This window comes from Deltaproteobacteria bacterium, from assembly GCA_018668695.1.
GTDB lineage: Bacteria > Myxococcota > XYA12-FULL-58-9 > XYA12-FULL-58-9 > JABJBS01 > JABJBS01.
This window is the reverse complement of record JABJBS010000178.1, coordinates 1-10,427: the sequence shown is the minus strand read 5'-3', so window position 1 is coordinate 10,427 and position 10,427 is coordinate 1. Positions and strand designations below refer to the sequence as shown.

11 protein-coding genes are annotated in these 10,427 nt (G+C 49.3%); 8 read left to right on the top strand and 3 right to left on the bottom strand.

Going from position 1 to position 10,427, the window contains the following annotated elements; translation table 11 throughout:
- The 6 genes from HOK28_09515 to bamD all read left to right on the top strand — a co-directional run.
- Positions 1–548, top strand: a 548-nt coding sequence (locus HOK28_09515; protein MBT6433318.1) for a DUF3450 domain-containing protein, incomplete at its 5' end; no start/stop codon positions are given.
- Entirely contained in the window at positions 548–1,903 is a 1,356-nt protein-coding gene (locus tag HOK28_09510) for a MotA/TolQ/ExbB proton channel family protein (protein ID MBT6433317.1), read from the top strand. The genes HOK28_09515 and HOK28_09510, both read left to right, overlap by 1 nt.
- Before the next feature lie 73 nt (positions 1,904–1,976).
- Positions 1,977–2,429 carry a MotA/TolQ/ExbB proton channel family protein gene (locus tag HOK28_09505; protein ID MBT6433316.1) on the top strand — a complete coding sequence of 151 codons (453 nt, stop codon included), beginning with the start codon at positions 1,977–1,979 and terminating at the stop codon, positions 2,427–2,429.
- A complete protein-coding gene (locus HOK28_09500) occupies positions 2,422–2,829 on the top strand; it encodes a biopolymer transporter ExbD (protein MBT6433315.1) in 408 nt (135 codons plus the stop codon). Before HOK28_09505 ends, HOK28_09500 begins: the two co-directional genes overlap by 8 nt.
- 10 nt (positions 2,830–2,839) lie before the next feature.
- Positions 2,840–3,460, top strand: coding sequence for an energy transducer TonB (locus tag HOK28_09495; protein ID MBT6433314.1), 621 nt, complete (start codon positions 2,840–2,842; stop codon positions 3,458–3,460).
- 1 nt (position 3,461) lies between these two features.
- Positions 3,462–4,700, top strand: coding sequence for an outer membrane protein assembly factor BamD (gene bamD, locus HOK28_09490; GenBank protein ID MBT6433313.1), 1,239 nt, complete (start codon positions 3,462–3,464; stop codon positions 4,698–4,700).
- Here bamD and HOK28_09485 read toward each other — a convergent pair.
- Both HOK28_09485 and HOK28_09480 read right to left on the bottom strand, forming a co-directional pair.
- The gene (locus HOK28_09485; GenBank protein MBT6433312.1) at positions 4,697–6,625 is read right to left on the bottom strand and encodes a hypothetical protein; all 1,929 of its coding nucleotides are present in this window, start codon (positions 6,623–6,625) and stop codon (positions 4,697–4,699) included. The two genes, bamD and HOK28_09485, sit on opposite strands and share 4 nt — an antisense overlap.
- 8 nt (positions 6,626–6,633) lie before the next feature.
- On the bottom strand, positions 6,634–7,527 hold the full coding sequence (locus tag HOK28_09480) for a glycosyltransferase family 2 protein (protein ID MBT6433311.1): 894 nt from the start codon (positions 7,525–7,527) through the stop codon (positions 6,634–6,636).
- A 331-nt stretch (positions 7,528–7,858) separates the two neighbouring features.
- On the opposite strand from HOK28_09480, the gene HOK28_09475 reads away from it, so the two are divergent.
- Together HOK28_09475 and sixA are read left to right on the top strand one after the other, a co-directional pair.
- The gene (locus HOK28_09475) at positions 7,859–9,346 is read left to right on the top strand and encodes a glycosyltransferase family protein (protein ID MBT6433310.1); all 1,488 of its coding nucleotides are present in this window, start codon (positions 7,859–7,861) and stop codon (positions 9,344–9,346) included.
- Positions 9,347–9,391: 45 nt separating this feature from the next.
- Positions 9,392–9,880: a phosphohistidine phosphatase SixA gene (sixA, locus tag HOK28_09470; GenBank protein ID MBT6433309.1), complete on the top strand. Its 489-nt coding sequence runs from the start codon at positions 9,392–9,394 to the stop codon at positions 9,878–9,880.
- Here sixA and HOK28_09465 read toward each other — a convergent pair.
- A partial coding sequence (locus HOK28_09465) for an alpha-ketoglutarate-dependent dioxygenase AlkB (GenBank protein MBT6433308.1) occupies positions 9,877–10,427 on the bottom strand: 551 nt, incomplete at its 5' end. The genes sixA and HOK28_09465 overlap by 4 nt on opposite strands.

Below are 10,427 nucleotides of genomic sequence, written 5' to 3'. Positions count from 1 at the left end.
ACAATTCACAACTTCAAGACCTTCTGGCCTCACAAGTTGGTGAGTTGACCTCGCTCGTAGAGCAAATGGATGGGGTCACCACGACCAGCCGTGAAATGGTTCCGCTGATGCAGGACATGCTTGGGGCTCTAGAACAATTTATCGCGTTGGATGTTCCGTTTTTAGAGGATGAACGAAGTCAAAGGCTCATGCTCCTCAAGGAGATGATGGTCCGTGCGGATGTGACGCATTCGGAAAAGTTTCGACGTATCCTAGAAGCCTACCAAATTGAGAATGAATATGGACGCACCATTGAAACTTACCAAGCTAGCCTTCTTGGCAGCGAGAACCCTCGAACGGTTCAGTTTCTAAGAGTGGGGCGTGTGGTTCTCGTTTATCAAACGTTAGATGGTGAGGAGAGCGGTGTTTGGAATACGAAAACCCGCGCGTTTGAAGTACTCCCGGAAGAATACGGCCGTGCGATTACGAAGGGGATGCGTATTGCGCTCAAGCAAGCTCCACCCGACTTACTCCGTTTACCGTTGATGATGCCTGAGGGGGTTAAGTAATGCGTTACCTCCTGGGTATTTTTCTAAGCTCTACTTTGTTGGCGACCACGGCATTTGCCGCAGAGCCAGCGCGAGCGAAAAGTATGGACGAACTTCTGCGCAGAGTGGAAGCTGGCTGGAGAATAGATAAGTCACAGTCTGCCGACCGAGAGCAGATGTTTAAGCAAGCGCGCGAGCAACAAAAGAAGATGCTCGATGACGCGCTGAAGCTAAAGCGTAAGCTTGAGACTCAAAGTAAAGTGTTGGAAGAAAAGTTTCAGCAAAACGAACAGAGCATCGCTAAAGAACAATCAAACCTTCGTGACCGACTCGGTACAATGGGCGAACTCTTCGGAGTGATTCGCCAAGTTGCAGGAGACACCCGGAGTCAATTGAGCGAGTCCTTGATCAGTGCGCAATACCCAGGGCGTTTAGACGCGCTCAAGGTCATCGGCAAAGAGAGCACCACGCCTTCGATTGACGACTTGCGAAGCCTTTGGTTGGGACTGATGCAGGAAATGAAGGCATCGGGAGAAATTTCACGCTTTCAGGCTGCGGTCGTGGCGCCGACCGGAGAAGAGCGAGAGCAAACGGTGACGCGCGTCGGCCCGTTTAACGCCGTATCCAATGGAGCTTATTTACAATGGATGCCTGAAGTGCAGAAACTCTCTGAACTCGGTCGCCAGCCAGCTTCTCGTTACATGAGTAACTTGAATGAGCTCGAAACTGTCAACGGTCAACAAGTTCGGGCTGCAGTCGATCCTTCACGTGGCTCTATCTTATCTTTGCTGGTGCAAACCCCGAGTCTTCAAGAACGTCTAGAGTACGGAGGCTTGATTGGCTATTTGATTTTATCATTGGGTGGCCTCGCTTTGATCGGTGGACTGATGCGAATGGTTTACTTACTCCGTGTACGAGTTCTTGTGCGAGCGCAATGTAAGACCCAGACCGCTTCGGACGATAATCCGCTGGGCCGAGTCATGAAGGTTTACCAAGACAGCCCTGGCCTCGATACAGAGACCCTAGAACTGAAGCTTGATGAAGCTATCTTAAAAGAACAATCTACAATCGATTCATTCCTGTGGGCGATTAAAGTGGTGAGCGTTGCAGCTCCGCTGATGGGCTTGTTAGGTACGGTGACGGGTATGATTGAAACTTTTCAAGCCATCACGTTGTTTGGAACCGGTGATCCTAAATTGATGGCTGGCGGAATTTCAGAAGCTTTGGTCACTACGATGCTGGGGTTGATTGTGGCCATTCCGCTGGTTCTTCTACACAGCTGGTTGCGTACTTTAGCCCGCCGAATGATAGATCTATTGGGTGAACAAAGCAGCGGAATGGTTGCGCGTCAGGCGGAGGCCCGGGTCGGTGATTGAACGGCTTTCCCCCATACCTGAAACCCTCATAGGGTTTATTGAGCAGGGCGGCTGGGTTTTGGTTCCCATATTTATGGTTACCCTCGTTATGTGGACTCTCATTTTTGAAAAGTTAATTTATTTGGCAAAGGTCTACCCCGATCAATGCAAGGCCTACCAGGCCACATGGCGTCAACGAGAAGATAAAGAATCTTGGCATGCGCACCAAATTCGCAATGAGTTGATTTCTAAGCTTACACAAGATCTGCGACGTTCTGTTCCAATGATTAAATCATTGATTGCCCTCTGTCCTCTTTTGGGACTTCTTGGGACAGTGACCGGCATGATTGAAGTGTTCGACGTGTTGGCTATCGCAGGTTCGGGCAATGCACGGGCCATGGCTGAGGGCGTCTCACGGGCAACAATCCCTACGATGGCGGGTATGGTGGCTGCGTTGTCTGGTTTGTATTGGGCAGCTCGCCTTACTCGACGCGTTGAAAAAGAATCGCGGAAATTCTCAGACCAGCTGGAGCTTACCAATGCGTAAACGCTTCGGACAAGAAGAGCAGGATGATGACATCAACATGACCCCCATGTTGGACATTGTTTTTATTTTATTGATTTTCTTTATTGTCACCGCCTCTTTCGTGAAGGAATCCGGGATTGATATTCAACGGCCCTCCGCGGTGACTACAGAAAGTAAAGAGCAGGCCAGCATCGTGGTTGCCATCAATGAGGCAGGTGAAATCTGGATTGATAAGCGTGCTATTGATGTTCGTTCCGTGAGGGCGAATATCGAACGGTTAAGAGCGGAGAATCCTCAAGGTTCCGTCGTCATACAAGCCGATGAAAACTCTAAGAATGGTCTTTTGGTTCAAGTGATGGATGCTGCGAGGCAAGCTGGTGTGGAGAATGTATCCATTGCCACCATGGCGATGAACCAGTGATGACGCCAAGATGAAACGAATGACCCTTTCATTTATGGCAGCGTTATTTATGACGCTCGGACTTTTTCTCGTGATGGAATCACTTGTATCACTTGGGCAAGCATCATTTGAGAAGCCTCCTTCACCTTCCATGGTAGAGTTCATTCGCTTGAACCAGCACAGTGACCTGAATTTAAAGAACCGTGAATTACCGAAAAAAGAACCCCCTAAAACTCCCCCGGCTCGGCCGGCTATGGATTATTCTGAGAGCCAGCAATCTAATGATGTACCTCGCAGTGCCTTGAGAGTAGAGCGACCGGGCTTAAGCTCTGAACTCGGTTTAAAAGGTGGACTGGCTTTGGGGGATATGCCGATGGACCGCGACACTGTTCCGATTGTGCGCGTTGAACCCATGTATCCAGCACGCGCAGCTCAGCGCCGAATTGAGGGCTGGGTTATCGTTGAGTTTTCGATTGGGAAAATAGGAACGGTGAAAAACGTAAAAGTCGTAGACTCTGAACCCGGTACAGTTTTTGACCGGGCAGCTCTTAGCAGCGTGAGTAAGTGGAAGTATAAACCACGCGTGGACAACGGCGTTGCCGTGGCTACTCACGGTCATCAGACGAAGATAACATTCAAGTTAGATAATTAAAGTGAAGTCAGTCATCTTAAAATGGGGCGCGGGTGTGCTCCTCTTGATCGGTACTTGCGTTGCTACACCGCCAGGGAGCAGTGCGGGCCAAGCGTGGGCAAAGGATGAGGGGCGCAAGACAGTAAGCACCTGGACCTATAAGCGGTTGGAAGAGATTCAGGCAGATATCACGAAGGAGAGGTACCCAAGTGCCCTTAAGCGGCTAAAGTCCTTAAGTGAGAAGTCGAGATTGAATTCTCATGAGCGGGCGCTTTTATGGCAAATGTATGGGTTTACCTATTCGACATTGGGCAGGTACCAAGAAGCCTCTAAAGCTTTTGAGAAATGTTTGGCGCAGAAGTCCTTAAGTGGTCCGGCAACGCAGCATACTCGCTATAATTTGGCTCAGGCCTATCTTGCTTCTGAAGCTTACCCGAAAGCAGTGGAGCAGTTGGGCTTATGGTTAAAGGCAGCTGATAAACCGACGCCCGAGGTTTTCTACCTTTTGGCAGCCGCTCATATGCAACTTAAGCAGTTTCAAAAGGCGCTTCCTCATGCTCGCAAGGCAGTTGAGATGAAGCGTAAGCCAAGAGAGGCTTGGCTTAACCTTCTGATGTCTTTGCATTTTGAACTTAAGCAAATGCGCTCTGTCTTAGGCGTGTGTAAGCAATTGGTGAGCCTTTACCCGAAGCGTTCATATTGGCTTCAGCTCTCTGCGGTATACAACGAATTGGGCGATAGGAAGCGCGCGCTGGCCACTATGGAACTAGCCTACGCACAAGGCTACGTTAGTGAGTCCAGCGAAATCCTAAATTTGGTGAGTCTCTATCTAGATCAGGGAATACCATTTAAGGCCGGTGAGTTACTGGAGAATGAGTTACGCAGCGGCCGAGTGGACGCTTCATTAAATAATCTCAAAATGCTTTCAAGTGCTTGGTTGCAGTCAAGGGAGTCGGCGAGGGCTTGGGGTTCATTGGAGCGTGCATCAAAGCTTGATCCCACGGGGCAAACTGACGCGAAGCTTGCACAGCTTTATTTGGAGTCTGAGAAATGGAGTTTGGTTCACCGGTCGGCTCAAAAGGCTATCGAAAAAGGTGAACTGAAAAGACCGGGTGAAATCTATCTGATAAACGGGATTGCATTGATGTCTCTTAATAAGCCTCAGAAGGCGCGTCAGGCATTTAAAAAGGCACAAGGGTATCCAAAGCGTAGCAAGGCCGCAGGACAGTGGCTTAAGCATTTAAGAGGGCGGACGCCTTAGAGGTTGCCGGCAGCTTTGTAGATTTGGTTTAACCGGCTTTCTAGAAGCGTTGTTAAGAGCTTATGGTCGGTGATTAAAGAGCCCTCAAGCGTTTCACGGCAGTGGTTCTTAAACTCCTGAAGACCTTGATGGTCTTGAGCGGTTTTCACAGCTTTATCGATATATTCTTCTGGGCTCTTAGCGACCCAATCTTCCCGTCCAATATTTCTTAGATAGGTTGATGATATTCGCGAGGCGAAAAAATCACCTGAATGAGTGATGACGGGAATTCCCATCCAAAGTGCCTTCACGATATCGATACCGCCTCCAAAGGGAGAGCAGTCCAAGCAGATATCGATCTCTTCATAGAAAGCCGAATCGTTTCCCGAACCATTCTCTAGCGGTACCAAGTCGATGCGATGGCTTGGGATTCCGGCAGAAACAGCTTCACGAATCATTGCTCGATTAACATGAGGATCGGTGAAGGCGCTGTCTCGAAGCTTGAGCCGGCTACCGGGTACTTGCTGCAGGATTTTGGACCAATTTTTAATCATACGATGCGTAATCTTAGAACGTTTTTGAAATACGCCAAACGTTATTGATTGGTGGCTCACCGCCTCGTTGATATCCGGCAAATCGTCAGAAATTTTATAGGGCGCCCATACAGGAAGCTCGAGAATGTGTTCGGACCAGTCGTCACGCTCATTGAGAGGGATGAGGTTCCGATCTGCGATGACGAAGTCTAGATAGGGGAGTTGAAGTGAACGCGTGGTACATATCCAGCTACCTTGAAGCGAGGCAGGACGCATAGCCAAGAGGTCTAGCACTGAAGAGTGGTTGCTCATGGTTATCAATATATCGATTTCATCTTGGACCATCTGCCGGGCAATGGTCGCAGTATCGGGACCGATCGGTCGTATGGGTCCCGTCCATGAATCTTTGAGAGCCTCGTTGTCGGTATATAAATAAATGTCGAAGCGGTCGGCGTTATGGCCTTCCAAGACTGGAACCAAAACATTGAGCTTAGGGTTTCGAACGATATAGGCGACGCGCGGTTTCTCATGGTGATAGCGTGTCGGGTGAGTTGGGTGAGGACGGCTGTTGCAATAACGAATGGCAAATCGCTTATTGGCCTGTTCCACTTCCTGGGGCGCAATGGCTTCACTTTGCGCGAGCGCCTCCATCCGAATTTGATTGAAATCGGGGTTGTGGGGGAAACGGTCAGTAGCAATCAAAGAGGCTTGCCGAATGGCTTTAATATTACCTTGCTTCCATACGACTTGAAGCCAGCTATTGTGTAGGTTTTCATTATACGGATCTCGATCAACCAACCATTTAAGAATCCTGGCTGCTTTGGTGTATTGGTGGAACTCCGAGAGCACCGTAGCAAATTGATAAAAATATTGGATGTAGTCGTCGTGAGTGGTCAACGCGCCATGAAGAACGCTGAAGGCCCGTTCACGGTCGCCGAGATCGAGAAGCGCGCTGATAATAGCCAGTGCTGTCGCGGGCTTGTCGCTGTAGTTTTGAGCGAGGTGGGTAACGATGAGATGGCTTTGGCCTCGTTGTCGATAACTCTCTACCCACCAATAATGTGTTTGTACCAAAGATGGACTGATGCAAAAGGCGAGTTCAAAAATCTTACCCGCTTTTTCAAATTTTTCACCAGCAATGAGAATACGACCCATACAAATGAGGTAGTACGGATTTTTAGGTTCGATCTCGAGAGCCTGCTGGATAAATACAGTGGCGGTGTCGTATTGCTCTAAATGGAACAACGATTTCCCGAGTATATAATGAAGCTCTCCGAGGTGAGCACCTCTTCGCAACAATAACTGAGCACTGTTGTATGCTTGCGTAAATTCCCCTGATTCCAACAAGTCTTGAGCTTTGCGAATATCTCCGAGGAGCTGGTTATCCATGGTGTTGGTCGTATCAACTTGCATGTTTGGTCCTAGGCTTCACTTTTACAGAGTGTGTGGGGGATGAGATACTTCGTTGAATTCCTGTACCACTTCCATTCAAGAAAGGGCGCTGCGGTCATGGTGGCCATTCCAAAAGCCCCAAACAAGAATCTTTTCTCGCGTAAATCTTTAAGGATCTGATTCTTCCACATGGCCTTCATCATTTGCTTGCCGTTGTGCCAGACATCTTTTGGGCTCAGGGGTGATTGTATCAAGCTTTGCATTTGGCGCAGCGATTGCCATTGCAGAGTGATAATCGTGCTGACGCTGTCGCGGCGATATCGATACGCGGCCGCGCTGGGGTCATAGATTAAGAGGCCACCCTTTTTCCGAATACGCGAACTTAGCTCGATGTCCTCTTCGCCATTGTGCAGGTCCTGATTGTAACCGCCAATACCTAACAAGGCTTGTCGACGGTAAATTGTGTTGCCACCATGGAGAAGCTTGGGGTTGATGATCACCGACGCACCCTGGTTTTGATGCAAATGTAAGCACCGGTAGCGATTGGTGATGGAGTCGGTGTGCGTCTCAACCAGTGGTCCACCGGCGCCGATGACTTCGGAGTGCTTGCGCATTCGGTCAGACAGGATCTTGAGCCAGTCTTTCTGGGGAACAGAGTTGGCGTGGAGAGAGGCAACAAGGTCATATTTCGCGCTTTGCAAGGCAACGTTTTTGATCTGCGAGCGATTGAACGTTCCGGTCAAATGGACCAGTCGTATGTTGTAATTATAGCGTGCGGCTATAGCCTTAACTTCAGGCAAGTTACCGTTGTAGAGAAGTATGATCTCATCGGGTTTTTTCGTCTGGTTCAAAAGGCCGTCGAGACAGTACTTAAGTGCCCGGCTGGTCTCTAAAACTGGAATATAGACGCTAACACCTTGCACTCGGTTTCCCTTCCTCACGAGACACGGTTGCCGTTGATTAGATTAAGACTGGTTGAAGTGATTGGGTGCTGAAGCTTCCCCGTACTCTTTATCTCCCCGCCCTTACCTCTGCTCTCTTCGTGCAGTGGCTCCCGCTTTTAAGACATCGACCTTTTGGGAAACTTCTTGAGCGCTAATTGTTCGAAGAGGAGCGCAATGGCCTACCTGTCGATCAGAATAAGCTTTAAAACCCTAATTTACTGAAATGACTGTAAGTTTTGTTCCTCGACAACCTCAAGTCTAGGGCCAATGCGTCGATGTATCTGAGGAGCTTGAACAGGAGTTGCGTGATTTGTTGTTAGAGCAATCGGAAGCCGGAATAAAGGCAGCCCAAATTCAGGGCACTTTGGAAGAGGCCAGGAATCTGCGTCGCGGCGATGATCCGTTACAAGCCAGTAGATTGCTCATTAAGATTATCCGCCAAGATCCCACACATCACTACGCTTATGCTGAGTTGGCCGTGTCCCTCTTCACTTTAGGGCTCATGGACCGTGCGATTGGAGCATTCCGAGAAGCAGTCAGAATCAAAGACGACAACGAACTGTATTACGTAAATTTTTCAGCCATCTTGCACCATGCTGGCCACTTTGAGGAGTGCATAAGGATCGGCATGAAAGCGTTGGCGCTGAACCCCGCATCTGGGCTTGCACACATGAACCTTGGACTCTCCCATTTCTCATTGAGACATTGGGAGAAAGGAATTTACCATTTCGAGCAAGCAGTTCAGTACAATCCCAACAATTCGGGAGCGTGGATGAACCTCGGTCTTGGCTATGAGAATTTAGCCAGGGATGAAGAGGCTGAAGGTTGCTTTGAAAGAGCGCTCAAGCTTGAGCCGCAAAATAGTGAGATTAAGCTTAGCCTTGGCATCAACCGTTTGAAGAATGGACACTTCAAAGAAGGGTGGAAATACTTCTCCAGCCGGTTTGATTTTAAGCCCGCTTTGAACCTCATGGACGAGATTGAGTTGTGGACGGGGCAGAACCTAAGCGGCAAGACGATCCATCTCTATCCCGAGCAGGGCCTTGGAGACTTGGTCCAATTTATTCGATTTGCAAAAACGCTGAATGACCAAGGGGCTCGTGTGTTCGCCACCGTTCCTAGGAGTCTCAAAGAACTTTTAGCTACCGTGCCGGGAATAGAGCGTTGCTTTGCACCTGACGAACAACCGCCAGTGTGTGATTTTCAGTCGACGGTGATGGAGCTACCGCGATGGCTTGGAATTGATGCAAGCAATATGGTGTTGCCACAAGGCTACCTTGAAGCTCCAGTGCTCAGCCTCGAAAAGAGAGTAAAGCTTGAAAGCCTTGGGGATAATTTAAAGGTCGGCGTCGTTTGGGCCGGCAACCCCAGTCATATAAACGATTCTCGGCGCTCGATGTGTTTTGATGACATCGCGCCTTTGCTAAACATCGAGAAGCTTACGCTGGTCAATTTGCAGATGGGTGAGCGTGCAAATCAGTTGTGGAACCATCCCCAAGCGCAGGCTGTCATCAATGGGGTTGAAGAGGGCGTCTCGGCTCTCAGCACCGCATCTTTGGTAAAAGAGCTCGACTTGGTGATTACGGTGGATACCTTTGTTGCGCATCTATGTGGCGCGTTAGGCGTCCCCACTTGGATTCTTGTTGCGCGTAACCCCGATTGGCGCTGGCTTGGAAAAGGCAGCGAATCGGCTTGGTACAAGAGTGTTCGCCTCTTTAGGCAGGGCGAATCGTCATCCTGGGGACCTGTGGTCACTGAAGTTATCGAGGCCATCGCAAAGATGACTTTGGACCGCTGACCTCATCGAATCGTTTTCAATCTTGATTCGTGCTAGAACCATCGAATGTGGCTTTATCTTTTTCGTCATGGAATTGCTTGGGATCGCGAAGACCCTTTGTGTCCGCCCGATATTCAGAGACCCCTCACTGCTAAGGGTATTCAAAAAACCCGAGCCGCAGCTGCTGGGATTAAACGCATTGGACCAACTTTCAACAAGTTATGGGTGAGCCCTTACCTGCGTGCACAGCAAACGTTGGAGCAAGCCAGTGATGCTTTGGGTTTTCAAACACTCCGAACTGAAGTTTTCGATGATATGGTTCCCATGGGGAGTGTTACCCATTTTTTGAAGCGTGTTCGTTCTACGCAGGCGACTGGAATCTTTTGCATCGGCCACGCTCCGCATTTCGATGATGTTGTTCAGGAGGCGATTTGTAGCCGCAATGGGACTCTGCGTATAAAAAAGGCAGGGTTGGCTATTTTGAAGTATGAGAAAGAGCGCTTCGTACTTCACGAATGCTACACGCCGCGTATTTTGAGAATGATTGGCCGCTAGTCTCGAGGCCTCGTACCTGGTGCCCATTTTAAGTTGCGAAATGTTAAATTGATTCTGCCACGGTCAAGTCGTCCTGCTTTAGGAACCCCATGTCTCCAGGTGTGTTGAATCGTGCCGCCCATGACGATGAGGCTTCCACCTTCAAGTAAAATTGAAGTGGGTGCTTCTCCTTTTTTACTTTTCTTGCGCTTAAGCAAAAATCTCCGGTCGACGCCAAAAGATAAGGCGGCAATGACCGGATTGAGCCCCAGCTCACGTTCGTCATCCGCATGCATGCCCATGTTATCTCGGCCGTCTCGGTAGTAATTGAGCAGCACGTGGTTGAATGATTCACCCGTTTCCTCTTCAACTTGCTTTTGAATTTTCTGGAGAAGTGGGTGCATCGTGTACACAGGAAGGGTCTGCCCTGAGTAACGGTATTCGATATCTCCAGCCCAGGCGACAAGGCGGGGCTGCTTCACGGCCTTACCAAATACTTTGATATCCCGGTGCTCCCACTCAAGCTGGTCACGAAGGTTTCCAAAAATATCGGTGGCCTCATCGGGTT